The 14,146-nt window shown below is 66.5% G+C and carries 12 protein-coding genes; 3 read left to right on the forward strand and 9 right to left on the reverse strand.

Going from position 1 to position 14,146, the window contains the following annotated elements:
- Window positions 1-6 precede the first annotated feature (6 nt).
- Entirely contained in the window at window positions 7-438 is a 432-nt protein-coding gene (locus tag ACFO0G_RS06155; RefSeq protein ID WP_376976815.1) for a hypothetical protein, read from the reverse strand.
- A gap of 39 nt (window positions 439-477) precedes the next feature.
- Here ACFO0G_RS06155 and purN point away from each other — a divergent pair, with 39 nt between their 5' ends.
- A complete protein-coding gene (gene purN, locus ACFO0G_RS06160; RefSeq protein WP_286402698.1) occupies window positions 478-1,059 on the forward strand; it encodes a phosphoribosylglycinamide formyltransferase in 582 nt (193 codons plus the stop codon).
- A gap of 118 nt (window positions 1,060-1,177) precedes the next feature.
- Here the strand turns inward: purN and ACFO0G_RS06165 are convergent, their stop codons facing one another.
- The gene (locus ACFO0G_RS06165) at window positions 1,178-2,530 is read right to left on the reverse strand and encodes an MFS transporter (RefSeq protein ID WP_286402699.1); all 1,353 of its coding nucleotides are present in this window, start codon (window positions 2,528-2,530) and stop codon (window positions 1,178-1,180) included.
- Window positions 2,531-2,672: 142 nt separating this feature from the next.
- Here ACFO0G_RS06165 and purH point away from each other — a divergent pair, with 142 nt between their 5' ends.
- Window positions 2,673-4,358, forward strand: a complete 1,686-nt coding sequence (purH, locus tag ACFO0G_RS06170; protein WP_376976816.1) for a bifunctional phosphoribosylaminoimidazolecarboxamide formyltransferase/IMP cyclohydrolase — start codon at window positions 2,673-2,675, stop codon at window positions 4,356-4,358.
- 104 nt (window positions 4,359-4,462) lie between these two features.
- On the opposite strand, the gene ACFO0G_RS06175 is transcribed toward purH, so the two are convergent.
- Both ACFO0G_RS06175 and ACFO0G_RS06180 read right to left on the reverse strand, forming a co-directional pair.
- Complete coding sequence (locus tag ACFO0G_RS06175; protein WP_286402703.1) at window positions 4,463-4,639, reverse strand: hypothetical protein; 177 nt, start codon at window positions 4,637-4,639, stop codon at window positions 4,463-4,465.
- The gene (locus ACFO0G_RS06180) at window positions 4,623-5,588 is read right to left on the reverse strand and encodes a trypsin-like serine peptidase (protein ID WP_376976817.1); all 966 of its coding nucleotides are present in this window, start codon (window positions 5,586-5,588) and stop codon (window positions 4,623-4,625) included. The genes ACFO0G_RS06175 and ACFO0G_RS06180 overlap by 17 nt, the downstream gene beginning before the upstream one ends.
- 329 nt (window positions 5,589-5,917) lie before the next feature.
- Here ACFO0G_RS06180 and ACFO0G_RS06185 point away from each other — a divergent pair, with 329 nt between their 5' ends.
- Window positions 5,918-8,137 carry an NADP-dependent isocitrate dehydrogenase gene (locus ACFO0G_RS06185; protein WP_376976818.1) on the forward strand — a complete coding sequence of 740 codons (2,220 nt, stop codon included), beginning with the start codon at window positions 5,918-5,920 and terminating at the stop codon, window positions 8,135-8,137.
- Window positions 8,138-8,244: 107 nt separating this feature from the next.
- Here ACFO0G_RS06185 and ACFO0G_RS06190 read toward each other — a convergent pair whose 3' ends face one another.
- The 5 genes from ACFO0G_RS06190 to ACFO0G_RS06210 all read right to left on the reverse strand — a co-directional run bounded on the left by ACFO0G_RS06190 (window position 8,245) and on the right by ACFO0G_RS06210 (window position 14,056).
- A complete protein-coding gene (locus tag ACFO0G_RS06190) occupies window positions 8,245-8,760 on the reverse strand; it encodes a hypothetical protein (RefSeq protein ID WP_376976819.1) in 516 nt (171 codons plus the stop codon).
- A complete protein-coding gene (locus ACFO0G_RS06195) occupies window positions 8,757-10,031 on the reverse strand; it encodes a serine/threonine-protein kinase (protein ID WP_286402711.1) in 1,275 nt (424 codons plus the stop codon). Before ACFO0G_RS06195 ends, ACFO0G_RS06190 begins: the two co-directional genes overlap by 4 nt.
- Window positions 10,032-10,318: 287 nt before the next feature.
- Window positions 10,319-11,698 carry a hypothetical protein gene (locus tag ACFO0G_RS06200; protein WP_376976820.1) on the reverse strand — a complete coding sequence of 460 codons (1,380 nt, stop codon included), beginning with the start codon at window positions 11,696-11,698 and terminating at the stop codon, window positions 10,319-10,321.
- Between the two features lie 90 nt (window positions 11,699-11,788).
- Window positions 11,789-12,769: a hypothetical protein gene (locus ACFO0G_RS06205; RefSeq protein WP_376976821.1), complete on the reverse strand. Its 981-nt coding sequence runs from the start codon at window positions 12,767-12,769 to the stop codon at window positions 11,789-11,791.
- 216 nt (window positions 12,770-12,985) lie between these two features.
- A complete protein-coding gene (locus ACFO0G_RS06210; protein ID WP_376976822.1) occupies window positions 12,986-14,056 on the reverse strand; it encodes a Gfo/Idh/MocA family protein in 1,071 nt (356 codons plus the stop codon).
- Between the last annotated feature and the right edge of the window lie 90 nt (window positions 14,057-14,146).

Here is a 14,146-nt window from a genome sequence, read left to right on the forward strand (position 1 = left end):
TCCCGCCTAGCGCACCTTGGTGGGCAGAACGTCCTGGAACTGCGCCATGCACGCATGGGTGGCCCGGTCCGTCAGTGCCCGGCCAAGGCAGGCCTGGTAGTCACGCACCTGGTCGTACAGGACCAATGTGGTGACGATAAACAGCACCATGACGGCCGCAACGACCAGGCCGGAAATGGTGCCGAAGAGGACTAGCTTGGATTCCCTCAACCGGATGCTCCGCACCAGCAGGAAAACCCCCAGGACCAGGCCGACGGCGGTCAGTAGTGTCGCCAGCCAGAGGTATCCGACATCCAGTTGGTACACGAAGAACGCGCCGAGGACCGAGACAACAAACATCCGGAACAGGGTGCGGGTCTTGGCAAGGGAAGCCTTGGCCCCCTCGCTGAGCGGGGGTTTGACCTGCTGCTGCCCGCTCCGGCCCGGTTCGCTGTTCATGTTTTCCAGCGTACGCGAGCGTGCACCTAAGCTGGTCCAATGCGTATCGTCGTCCTCGTTTCCGGAACCGGGTCCAACCTCCAGGCCGTCATTGACGCCGTCAAGGCGGGGGAGCTCGACGTGGAAATCGCGGCGGTGGGCGCCGACCGTCAGGGGACGTACGGCGTCGAACGTTCTGCTGCCGCCGGAATCCCCACCTTTGTGGTGGACTTCAAGGCCTACCCGGAACGCGTCGACTGGAACGCCGCGCTCACCGACGCCGTGGCCGCCTACAAGCCGGACGTTGTGGTCTCCTCCGGGTTCATGCGGATCGTCAGCCCCAGCTTCATCGATGCGTTCAACGGCCGGTACCTCAACACCCACCCTGCGCTGCTCCCGGCGTTCCCCGGAGCCCACGGTGTCCGCGACGCGATGGCGTACGGGGTCAAGGTCACGGGCTGCACCGTGCACTGGGCCGACGCCGGCGTGGACACGGGACCCATCATCGCCCAGGAAGCGGTGGCCATCGAGGACTCCGACACCGAGGAGACCCTGCACGAGCGCATCAAGGTGGTGGAGCGCCGGCTCCTGGTCTCCACCCTGGCCACGCTCGCCGCGGACCCCGCGTTTTCCGCCTCGTAGCCCCTTCCTTCGACGCGCATCTCCACTTTCGCTGCGCAAATTCCCTTGCGCGCCCCAAATAAGGTGCGCGGGAAGGAATCTGCGGGTCGAAAAGGATCAGCCGCGTCGCGATCTCCGGCTACTGCAGGCGGCGCTGGCGGGTTTCGGGGGAGAAGAACCCCATCCACAGCACCGCTGCCAGGACCAGGGCTCCTGCCAGGGCGAACGACGTGGCCAGGCCCAGTTCGGGCCAGAAGTAGTTCGCGAAGATCAGCGGCCCAAAGCCCGCACCCAGCCGGGAGAACGTGGACGCCCAGCCGAACCCGGTACCACGCAGTTCGGTGGGGTAGAGCTCAGAGACGTACGCGTACAGGACCGGGATGGCCACCTGCACCACGAACCCGAACACCAGCAGCCAGAACACCGCGGCCGTAGGGATGTCCACCACAAACGCCACGATCACCAAGGTCAGCGCGGACAGCGGACCGGTGATGGCAAGGATCCATTTGCGCCCCACCCGTTCCACCAGGAGGGCCGCCACCACCACGCCCAGGAATCCGACGGCGGCCATGGAGGCAGTGGTGACGAACGCCTTGTACTCGGCGAAGCCGGCGCCGATCAGGATCCGGGGCATCCACGTCAGGGACAGGTAATACACCAGCAGGATGCTGAAGAACAGGGCCCAGGCGGCCGTGGTGATCTTCCAGTTGAACTGCCACACGGAGCGCAACTGGGTCCAGGCACTGCCTGCGGAGAGCCGCGGCACGTCCTTGGCATCGGGGAGGCTGTACGCGCGGGGTTCGGCGCCGGTGGCTTCCACCAACCCGTCGATGATCCGGGCCGCTTCCTCCCGGCGGCCCTTCCGGATAAGGAACAGCGGGGACTCGGGCACGCTCCTCCGCACCCAGAACACCAGGAGTGCGGGCAGGACCATCACCAGCAGGGTGAGGCGCCAGTCGCCGGAAAGGGCCACCAGCCCCGCTGAGACGAAGCCGGCCAAGGCAGCACCCACCGGCCACCAGCCATCCATGGCGGTGAGCACTTTCCCCCGCTGTTTCCGTGGCGTGAACTCACCCACCAGGGCGTAATCCACGGGTATGCAGCCGCCCAGGCCGAAGCCGGCCATGAACCGGAAGACGCAGAACCAGATGAAGTCGGGGGCGAACGCGCCCAGCACCGTGAACACCGAGAACAGCAGCAGGGTGGCCGTGAAGGCCTTCTTCCGTCCCACCGTGTCCGCGATGGTTCCCCAGATGAAGGCGCCCAGGGCCATGCCGATCAGGTTCGAGGTGCCCACCCACGCGGCCTCGCCTGCGGAGAGGGACCAGTGCTTTGACAGCAGCGGAATCAGGATGCCGTTCAGGGTCACGTCCCAGGCGTCAAACATGAAGCCAAGGCCCCCCACCAGAAAGATCCTGCCCTGGACTTTCCATCGCCAGGGCAGTTCCTGAACCACCTGTTCGCCGCTGGGCACAGTGGTGTAAGTATTCATCGCCGCCTCCTGTTGAAACTCTAGCCCGGCCCCACCGGGTTCACACTCCGGCAGACACACGGGGCAACCGTGCCCGTCGCGATAAACTGGCCCTATCCCCACCAACCGCGGCCTCGTTCCGCGAGATAAGACGGAGACATTTGTGAGCTTCACGCAGCATGAACGCGTATCCATTGACCGTGTACCCATCCGCCGGGCCCTGATCTCGGTCTACGACAAGACCGGTCTGGAGGAGCTCGCCAAGGGCCTGCACGCCGCTGGCGTGAAGCTCGTCTCCACCGGCTCCACGGCCAAGAAGATCGCCGCCGCGGGCATTCCCGTGCAGGAGGTCGAGGAGGTCACGGGTTCACCCGAGATGCTGGACGGCCGCGTCAAGACGCTGCACCCCCGTGTCCACGGCGGCATCCTGGCGGACCGCCGTGTCCCGGCGCACATGGAGACCCTCGCCAGCATGGACATCGAAGCGTTCGACCTGGTGGTGGTGAATCTCTACCCATTCGTCGAGACGGTCAAGTCCGGCGCCGCCCAGGACGACGTGGTGGAGCAGATCGACATCGGAGGCCCCGCCATGGTGCGGTCGGCAGCCAAGAACCATGCCGCCGTCGCCATTGTGGTTGACCCCTCCTTCTACGGCCAGGTGGTGGAGGCTGCTGCCGCCGGCGGCTTCGACCTGAAGACCCGCCGCCGCCTCGCCGCCAAGGCATTTGCGCACACTGCCGCCTACGACAACGCCGTGGCCACCTGGACCGCCAGCCAGTTCCTGGATGAGGACGGCGACGGCATCATCGACTGGCCCGCCTACGCCGGCCTGTCGCTGGAGCGCTCCGAGGTGCTGCGGTACGGCGAGAACCCGCACCAGCAGGCCGCACTGTACGTGGACAAGGCTGCGCCCATGGGCATCGCCCAGGCTGACCAGCTGCACGGCAAGGCCATGAGCTACAACAACTTCGTTGACGCCGACGCCGCACTGCGCGCCGCCTACGACTTCGCCGAGCCCGCCGTCGCCATCATCAAGCACGCCAATCCGTGCGGTGTTGCCGTTGGTTCCGCTGACGCTGCGGACCCCATCGCCGATGCCCACGCCAAGGCCCATGCCTGCGATCCCGTGTCCGCATTCGGTGGCGTCATCGCTGCCAACCGCACCGTCACCGCCGACATGGCCAACACCGTCAAGGACATCTTCACCGAGGTGGTCATCGCCCCCGGTTTCGAGCCCGAGGCCGTGGAAATCCTGTCCAAGAAGAAGAACATCCGCCTGCTGGCCCTGCCCGAGGGCTACGGCCGGTACCCCACGGAGTTCCGCCAGGTCTCCGGCGGCATGCTGGTCCAGGTGACGGACAAGGTGGACGCCGACGGCGACAACCCCGCCAACTGGACGCTCGCGGCCGGTGAAGCCGCCGATGACAAGACCCTCGCGGACCTCGCCTTCGCATGGACCGCGTGCCGCGCTGCGAAGTCCAACGCCATCCTGCTCGCCGAGAACGGCGCGGCGGTAGGCATCGGCATGGGCCAGGTCAACCGCCTGGACTCCTGCCGCCTGGCCGTGGAGCGGGCCAACACCTTGGGCGTCACGGTGGAGTCCGACGTCGAAGGTGCCGGCGGTGCCTCCAATGCCAGCGGTGCCGGCGCACCGGAGCGGGCGCGCGGCGCAGTGGCAGCCTCAGACGCGTTCTTCCCGTTTGCTGACGGCCTGCAGATCCTGGTCGACGCCGGCGTCCGCGCCGTGGTGCAGCCCGGCGGCTCCGTCCGCGACGAAGAGGTGATCGCGGCAGCCAACGCGGCCGGCATCACCATGTACTTCACCGGAGCGCGCCACTTCTTCCACTAATCCCACGCTTGGCCAGGGAACCTGGCGGCGTGGGCCCACCCACCGCAAACGACAACGGCGCCCGCCCCTGCGAAGGGGACGGGCGCCGTCGTCGTTGTGCTTGCTTAGTCTTGGTCGGCCGGGCGCGAGCCGGGCTCCGGAAGGCGGATTTCCCGGGGCTTGGCTGCCGCCATCCGTTCCTTGGTCCAGTACTCGAGGACTTCCTCGGCCGACTGGGTCAGGTCCACGTGGCTGACGGAATCGTCGTCATCCGGCTGGGGTTTGCTAGGAGGCTGCTGCATGGGCGTAGGTGGACTCGATGACGGAGCCCCAGTACGGGCCGTACATCACGGGGTTGCGGTTGTAGCCGTAACTGTTGATGGAGTTCTGGACGCCATCGGAGCCGATGCCGATGAACCACGGACCGCCGGAGGAACCGCCGGTCATGTCGCAGGGGATGCCCTGCGTGCCGAACTGCGGGTTGTTGGGGTCGGCAGAGGCCGTGCCGGTGCAGCTATACAGGGTTTCGCCGTTGAACGGCGAGGCGGCAGGGTAGCCGTACGACGTGTAGGTCAGTCCGCGTGCCTCGTTGAAGGCCACGCCGGAGCCGCCGACGACGTCGGTCAGCAGGTGGCCTTTGGCATCCGGGTTCACAACCGCGAAGCCCGTGTCATAGGTCATGTCGCCGTTGCTGACCCACTGGCTGGGCGCGTAAAGGGCCTTGGCGGCCCACTTGCCGTACGGCGCATTGCCGTTCTCGTATGCCGGAACGAACACGAAGTTCGTGGCGTACGCGCCACTCTCGTTCACGCAGTGTCCGGCAGTGGCTACGGTGCTGCCGTTGTCCGAGGAGACGGCGTTTCCGGAGCACACATAGTTGGTGGTGCCCATGGTGAAAAAGACCTTGCCAATGTGCGAGACGGGGTTCTCGCTCTTGGCGATGGTGGGCTTGCCCTTGGTTCCCTTGGTGGTGGCAGGCTTTCCCTTCTCCACGAGGAGGGCGCTGGAACGGTTGCCGCGTTCCAGTGCCTTGCCGGCCAGGGTGTCGCCGGGGACGGCACTCTGCATCCGCTCGGGGGTCCAGTAATCTGCCGAGCCGCCGGCGTCTACGGTGACGCTGGCGACGGACGGGGTTGGCTTTCCGTCGGACGGAGCAGGGGCAGCGGCGGCCCCGCCGGCGGAAGCGAGAGCCAGCACTGCCGCCGCCGAGAGAGTGAGGAGGCCGGAGGCCAGAGACCTGGTGCGTGTCATTGGTGTCCTGTCTGAACGGGGTTGGGCCCGGGATCGGGAAGTGACTCAGCGAATTTATCGTTACCAGTCAAGTTTGTACACAGTAGTGAGATATCAGAAAGCGACTTAGGGCCCTTCCGGCGTCCGTTGAGGGCGGGAAGGAGCGACGGCGGGCGGGGCACCCGGGTGCCCAGCCCGCCGTCGTCCGTTCTCCATCGCTGTAATCCTGCTCTCACCGGGGTAATGCGGGGCCCCGTTAAGGTTTGAAGGGGCGTCCTCGGGTAAGTTGTACATGGTGAAATAGACCGAATTTTTCACAACCAAGCCGACCCACAGGGAGACGCCCGCGCATGTCCAAGATTATCTACACCCACACCGACGAAGCGCCGATGCTGGCTACCTATTCGTTCCTGCCCATCATCGAGGCATTCGCTTCGACAGCAGGTGTGGAGGTGGAGACCCGCGACATTTCGCTCGCCGGCCGCATCATCGCCGTCTTCGGTGACTACCTGACCCCCGAACAGCAGATCGGTGACGCCCTTGCTGAACTCGGTGAGCTGGCGAAGACGCCGGAAGCCAACATCATCAAGCTGCCCAACATCAGCGCCTCCATCCCGCAGCTGAAGGCCGCCATTGCAGAGCTGCAGGGCCAGGGCTACGCACTGCCGGACTACCCGGACAACCCGTCCTCGGACGAGGAAACCGCCGTCCGCTCGCGCTACGACAAGATCAAGGGCTCCGCCGTGAACCCGGTCCTGCGTGAAGGCAACTCGGACCGCCGCGCGCCGCTGTCCGTCAAGAACTACGCGCGCCAGAACCCGCACTCCATGGGCGCCTGGACCCCGGAGTCCAAGACCAACGTGGCCACCATGGGCCAGGACGACTTCCGTTCCAACGAGAAGTCCGTGGTCATCGAGTCCGAGGGCACCATCTCCATCCAGCTGGTCCGTGAAGACGGCTCCGTCAAGGTCCTGAAGAAGGCCTTCCCGGTCCTGGCCGGCGAGGTCATCGACGGCACCGTGATGCGCGCCGCCGCCCTGGACGAGTTCCTGAAGGCCCAGGTGGCCCGCGCCAAGGAAGAGGGCGTGCTGTTCTCCGCCCACCTGAAGGCCACCATGATGAAGGTCTCGGACCCCATCATCTTCGGCCACGTGGTGAAGGCTTACTTCTCCGAGCTGTTCGACACCTACGGCAAGCAGCTCTCCGCTGCCGGCATCAGCCCCAACAACGGACTTGCCGCGATCCTCAGCAGCCTTGAGGACCTGCCCGCGGACGTCCGCGAGGGCGTCCAGAACCTGATCAAGAAGGGCCTGGAAGACGGCCCCGCCCTGGCCATGGTGGACTCCGACAAGGGCATCACCACCCTGAACGTCCCCAGCGACGTCATCGTGGACGCCTCCATGCCCGCCATGATCCGCAGCTCCGGCCACATGTGGGGCCCGGACGGCAAGGAAGCCGACACCCTGGCCGTCCTTCCGGACAGCTCCTACGCCGGGATCTACCAGGTGGTTATCGATGACTGCCGCGCCAACGGCGCCTACGATCCCACCACCATGGGCACCGTCCCCAACGTTGGCCTCATGGCGCAGGCTGCCGAGGAATACGGCAGCCACGACAAGACATTCGAAATCCAGGAAGCCGGCAAGGTGCAGATCGTGGACGGCTCCGGCAACGTCCTGCTCGAACACGAGGTGTCCGAGGGCGACATCTGGCGCGCCTGCCAGACCAAGGACGCCCCCATCCGCGACTGGGTCAAGCTGGCTGTTACCCGCGCCCGCGCCTCCCAGACCCCGGCCGTGTTCTGGCTGGACGAGGACCGGGCGCACGACGCCAACCTCATCACCAAGGTCAACGAGTACCTGAAGGAGCACGACACCGCGGGCCTGGACATCCAGATCATGGCCCCCGTCAAGGCCATCGCCTTCACGCTGGAGCGCATCCGCAAGGGTGAAGACACCATCTCCGTCACCGGCAACGTGCTCCGCGACTACCTCACGGACCTGTTCCCCATCCTGGAACTGGGCACCAGCGCCAAGATGCTCTCGGTTGTTCCGCTGATGAACGGCGGCGGGCTCTTCGAGACCGGCGCCGGCGGCTCCGCCCCCAAGCACGTCCAGCAACTGCTGAAGGAAAACCACCTCCGCTGGGACAGCCTGGGCGAGTTCCTGGCCCTGGCCGTCAGCTTCGAGCACCTGGCCACCACCACCGGCAACGCCCGCGCCCAGGTGCTGGCCGACACCCTGGACCGCGCCACCGGCACCTTCCTGCTGGAGAACAAGTCCCCGAGCCGCCGCGCCGGCGAGCTGGACAACCGTGGCAGCCACTACTTCCTGGCCCGCTACTGGGCTGAAGAGCTGGCCAAGCAGACGGACGACGCCGACCTGGCCGCCGCGTTCAGCTCGGTCGCCGGCGAGCTTTCCTCCAAGGAGGAAACGATCGTGGGCGAGCTGGCCGAGGTCCAGGGCTCACCCGTGGACATCGGGGGCTACTACCGCCCGGAGGACGCCAAGGCTTCCGCAGTGATGCGTCCTTCCGCCACCCTGAACAAGGTCATCGCCAGCCTGAGCTAGCGGCGGGCTGCTGCGGCAGCCGTGGTTACAGAGAAGCGGGGCTCCGGATAACCTTCCGCAGCCCCGCTTCCTGCTGTTAAGTGTTAGTGCCTTGCTGACCGGCGGGACTAGTTCTTGCCTTTGCCTTTGTCGCTGTTGTTTTTGCCGGCATTTCCGCCGTTGCCGGACGTGTTGCCCTGGCCTGCCGCCGGAGCAGGCGCCGGCTGCGATACGGGTGCCTCCGGTGCGGGGGAGGGGGCTTGCGTTCCCTGGCCGGCGGCGTTGCGGGCATCCTCAGCTGCCTTCGCGGCAGCCGCCTTCTGCGCGGCCACGGCGTCGTTGAGATCCGCCCGGACAGCTGTGGCCACGGTGGTGATGCTGCGCCGCCTCTCCTCGGAAACCTGGCCCTTCGCCTGCGCGGCCGCGAGGTCCGCCTCAAGGCCGGCCAGCGCCTGCAGCGCGGACTCTGGATTGTCCTGGGACGACGCCTGCGTCACTTCCAGCACCCGCGCCTGGAGCTGCGTGGCGGCTTCGCGCTGCAGGCCGTTCCCGGAAGCCGCGCACGCGCTGAGGAGGGCCGCCGCGACCAGGGCCGCCGAGCACGCCAGCAACAGCCGGTTCGGAGATGCCTGCCGCAGGGTCACGGTTCCACGCTCTTTTGAAGTTCCTGGAGATGGTCGCCCAGGACACCGGTCACCGTGGGGTAGGGGACGACGTCGGACGGGCGGGCGGAGATGCTGATCATCACCGCTGCGGCGGCTGCGGTGATCACCAGGATACCGAGTACGACGGCCAGCCAGAGGCGCTGCGTCCGGGACAGCCGCGGCTTTTTGGACGCCTTGGCGGCGGCTGGGCTGGTTGCCGCGGAGCCAGACGGCGAAGCTGATTCCCGGGCCGGGGTCCGCCCAGACGGCAAGGAGGATGACACGGGGGAAATCGCCCTCGTTGCCTCTGCCGCCTCCCGCACCTCGTCCACGGATTCTTCGGCGGTGATGGTGGGCGGGTGGAAGGGCATCGCGGGGAGCACCCGGGTGGTTTCGGGGGCCAGCTCTCCCGGCGTTGACGCGGGGGACACCAGGGCCTGGCGCAGCACCGTCTCAATGTCCGCCGCCGCCGGCCGCTCCAGCGGCTCGATGGCCGTCATGGAACGGATGAGGTCCGCCCATTCGGCAGGGACGTCGTCGGGGATTTCCGGGGCACGGTGAAGCCGGGCAACAGCTGATTCCACGGCACTGCCGGGGTACTCCACCGTGCCCTTGATGCACTCCAGCAGCACCAGGCCCAGGGAATAGATGTCCGTGGCCGACGAGAGGGGCTTGCCCAAAGCCTGTTCCGGGCTGAGGTAGGCGGCGGTACCCACCATGGTGCCCGTGGCCGTAAGCCTGGTGGAATCGACAATCCTGGCGATGCCGAAGTCCGTGAGTTTGGGCCGCAGCGGCTCGCCCGGACGGATCTGGACCAGGAGGATGTTGCCCGGCTTGATGTCACGGTGGATGATGCCCAGGCCGTGCACGTAGGCCAGGGCGTCGGCGATCCCGGCGCCGATCACGGAGAGCTCTTCAAGCGGTACCCGGCTGTGCCGGATGCGGCCACGCAGGTCCTGGCCTTCCACGAGCTCCATGGTCAGGAACGGCCGGGGCTCGTCAGGGAGGCGGTCATCGATTCCGGCGTCGAAGAGCGTTACCAGCCCGGGGTGGTTCAGGGTGGCGAGGAGCTGGATCTCCGCTTCCTGCCGCTTCAGCTCGTCGGCATCCGGAGCCTGCGGCGCGAAGAGCTTCAGTGCAACGTCGCGGCCCAAATTTTCGTCCCGGGCACAGTAAACCGAGGACATACCCCCACGGCCTATTACGTCACCCAAACGATAGCGACCGCCGACAACTTCATTCTTGATGGAGCTAGGCGATTCCGCCACCATGACCGTTCCTCCCGGTGCGCTGCGGCACTGTCGTACCTCAAATTATACGGGCGGGAGGGGAGCAGGAGCGATTGACCTTGGCTTTCACGTGCCGACACGCCGACAGCCCGGCGGCGGATTCAAGCGCTTCCGCCGCCGGACCATTGGCTACAAGGACACGTGTGCTGACGACGTGTTTTGTATTGTCTTTTCCTTTCCGGGCTGCTGTCCTCCTTCCGTCAGCCCGCGGAGTGCTGCCGCTTCAAGCGCACGGATGCGGGCGGTTTCTGTGCTGTCTCTAGAGAGCCTTACGACACCTTGCGCTTGCGGAGCATCAGGAGTCCGCCGGCCAGGAGCAGCAGCGCCAGGGGAACCAGCGTTCCGTCCCAGCCCGTGTTGGCGAGGCCGGTGTGGGCAGCGCCGGTGTTGGCAAGGGCAGAGTTGCCGTTAATCGGGGTGTTGCGGGGAACTGCGACAGGGGCAATGGCGCCGCTGACGGCGGTGGAGCCGGCCGGTGCTGCCGGGAAGTTACCGTTGCCGGTGGCGCCGTTCATGCCCGTGGAATCATCGCCGGTGGAGGTGCCGCCATCGCCTGCAGTGTCGTTCGAACCCGGGGTGCTGGTATCGGGATCGGTAGTCCCGGGATCAAGCGTGCCGGTGTCGCCGGTGGTGCCGTCGCCCGGAGTGGTGGTACCGGGATCGGTGGTGCCGGGAGTGCCGGTGTTGGTGTCGCCTCCGAGTCCCAGGCCAATGCCAAGGTCAACTACAGCATCAAGGCCGCCGTTACCCACAGTTCCGGTGCCCGGATCGGCACCAAGGTCTACAGCTGCATCTACTCCGGCTGCCGCGTCACCGCTGCTGATCCCGCCGAGGCCCAGGTTCACGGCCGCATCCACTATGGCGGCAAGCCCGCTGGTGTCACCGGTGGTTACGCCGCCGAGGCCGAGGTCCACATTGGCGTCAACGGCGAGGTCGGCGGTAGTGCCGCCCGTGGTGCCGGTGGTTGCGGGGTCAGTGGTGATACCGCCGAGGCCGAGGTCCACGTTGGCGTCGACGGCGAGGTCGGCGGTGGTGCCGCCCGTGGTTCCGGTGACGGGGTCGGTGATGCCGCCGAGGCCGAGGTCCACGTTGGCGTCGACGGCGAGGTCGGCGGTGGTGCCGTCCGTGGTTCCGGTGCCGGGGTCGGTGATGCCGCCCAGGCCGCCGAGGCCGAGGTTGACGTCTGCTGCGGCTGCCACGTCCGTGGTGCCGCTGGTTGCGGGGTCAGTGGTGATACCGCCGAGGCCGAGGTCCACATTGGCGTCAACGGCGAGGTCGGCGGTGGTGCCGTCCGTGGTTCCGGTGCCGGGGTCGGTGATGCCGCCCAGGCCGCCGAGACCGAGGTTGACGTCTACTGCGGCTGCCACGTCCGTGGTGCCAGTGGTTGCGGTGACGGGATCGGTGATCCCGCCCAGACCGAGGTTGACGTCCAGTGCGGCGGCGACACCGGTTGAACTGGCCGTCGTTGGGTCCCCCAGCAGGCCCAACGACGTCGAGTCAGCGGGTGCCGCCGCCGAGATGAGGGCGGAAGCGGACAGGTCCGTCCCGCTGGTGGTGGTGTCCGCGGCGTTGGCCGCAGCGCAGCCGAAGGCCAGAAGGCCGCCGGCGAAGAGGGTGCTAAGCAGCCCCCTGCGAAGGGTGCAGTTCATGATGCTTACTCCTGGAAAGTTGATGTTGTCCGGCGCTGGTCAGCTGCCGGCATAGCCACGTGCTGCCCATGAACGGGCAGGGGGCATCAACTAGTCGGGAGAAGAACCGGGGTCAAAGGACACCGGCGCAGGAGCGTGCTCAGAGGTATCCCCGGCAAGGACAACGCCGGAAAGTTCGAAATCGAAGCCGAAGGGGCTCAGCCACGCCGCGGTACCGGAGGGGCCTCCAGCCGACCCACCGCTTCCCGTGCCGGATGCCGGGGGCGCAGGAGCGTTTGCAGGCAGCGGGGCCGGGTCAGCAGAAAGAGGCTCATCCGCAACGGGGTCACCAAGGCGGGACACCTCCGTATGCAGGACGGAGGTTGCAGCGAGGGCAGCAGCTCCCCGGGTTTCCGGGATTACGCCGCCGACGGCTGACGGTGGGCCAGCCAAAGCCAGAGCGTCCTGATCCGCTTCGGTGGCCGGCTGGAGGACGTCTTCGGATGCTTCCGCCGCCGCAGGAGCCCCCGCAGGAGCAGGAGTTTCCGCAGCCGGGAGCTCCACCTGGATTGCCTCAATTGGCTGCTGGAGGTCAACTGGCTGTTCGGGAAGCGGGACGGGCAGCGGGGCGGCACCGGTCAGAAGATCGGAAACGGGCTGGAGTACCGGTTCGAGCACAGGAACCGCATCGGCTGCAGGATCTACGACAACCTGCACCACACCCGCTGTCACGCCGTCGGCGACTTCAACAAGGGGAGCCGAAACAGTGGCGACCGTTCCCGCAGGAACCACCTTGTCCACCACCGGGACGGAGGCGATGAGGTTGTCCGCAAGTCCGGAAACCTGGGTTACCACGGGCTGCAACAGCCCGGAGGTTGCAGCAGGGCCGGCCGGGGAACCCAGAGGAGCCGGGGAAACGGTGTCCGCAAGATCATGGGCCAAGGATGAAACCGAACTGGTGACGCCGCCAAGGAGGGACGAGGAGTCGGGCCCGGTGTCCGCGGAAGCAGCGGTGGAAGAAAGCGTCAACCAGGTCACTGCGGCGGCTCCGGCAAGGAGCGCCGGGCGCACGGCACGCCATGGCGAACTCATACGAGCCATGCGTACCACCCCCCAGTGACCGGTGCAATTGATGCCCCTAAATACTAAGACTGCTTATTGCTGGAAGTCCAGCATCTTCTAAAGGGATTTTACAAATGGTGGGAACACGCTCGAAAAGTGTCAAACGCCAAGACAACCCACCACCTTGCTGACGCTGACTCCGCAAGCTGCAGCGCCGCCGTCGTACGCCCCTTTTCCGAAGCCTTCCTAATGCCTGTCGTTTGGGTAGGTGACTCCGAGCTGGGCCCGGACGCCGTCGAAAAGGCGCATGGTGTTCAATGTGTCCTCCAGGGGCATGACCGGGCTTTCGGTCAGTCCCTCCTGGATGCAGCGCACTACCTCGCGCAGTTCGTAGGCGTAACCCTTGCCCACGACGTCGAAGCTTTCCGTCCGGCGGTCCTCCCATCCTTTGGCGATGAGAAGCTCACGCGGGTTGTTGATGGAACCCACGCTCTGCAGGAAACCGAGGCTACCCGCCACGGTGGCCGTGCGGGGGCCGTGGGCCAGGAGCGAGGAGGTGAGCTGGACCTGGGCGGCGTGGTCGTAGCCAAGGGTCATGGCATTCTGCGCGTCAACGCCATCGTCGTTGACCACGCCCGTGGCGCTGACGGTTTGCGGGAAGCCAAGCGTGCCGAGCGCCCACAACAGCGGGTAGACGGACAGATCCAGCAGGGCGCCGCCGCCGTCATTCCGCGCCCACAGCCTGGCAGTGGGGGAGTACGGTGCCGGAAAGCCAAGGTCTGCCGAAACCCAGTGAATGTCGCCCAGTTCTCCGGAGGCTGCGATCTCGAAAGCCCGCTGCATGGAAGGCAGGAACCGGCTCCAGACCGCCTCCATCAGGAAAAGCTTCCGGCTGCGCGCAACGTCGATAAGCTCGGCTGCCTCCCGCGCATTGATGGTGAAGGCCTTCTCGCAGAGTACGTGCTTGCCGGCGTTGAGGGCGGCCAGGACAATCTCATGGTGCTGTGCGTGCGGCGTGGCAACGTATACAACATCCACGGCGTCATCAGCCAGCAGTCGCTGGTAGCCGGGCACACCGCCGTCGTCCCCGTACGCCTTGGCGAAGTCGTAAGCCACGGCGAATGCATCGGCGGTGTCCTGGGTCCTGGAACTGACCGCATACAGCTCGGCGTCTTCCAGCAGCGCCAGATCTTGTGAGACGGCGCGGGCAATGCTGCCGGTTGCAACGATTCCCCAGCGCAGGGGAGTCCCGGTTGCGGCGCGGGGATCCTGGTCGGGCTGGCTGGACAGCCATGGCGTGGCGATGGGAGCAGTCATAGCTGCCATCCTGTCACAGGGGTGCGGAAGGAACGGGGAATTTCCGGCCGCGCGGAGAAGGAAACGACGAGGGGCCAAAGATGGAAGCGA

The organism is Arthrobacter sedimenti (assembly GCF_042652025.1).
Lineage (GTDB): Bacteria > Actinomycetota > Actinomycetes > Actinomycetales > Micrococcaceae > Arthrobacter > Arthrobacter sedimenti.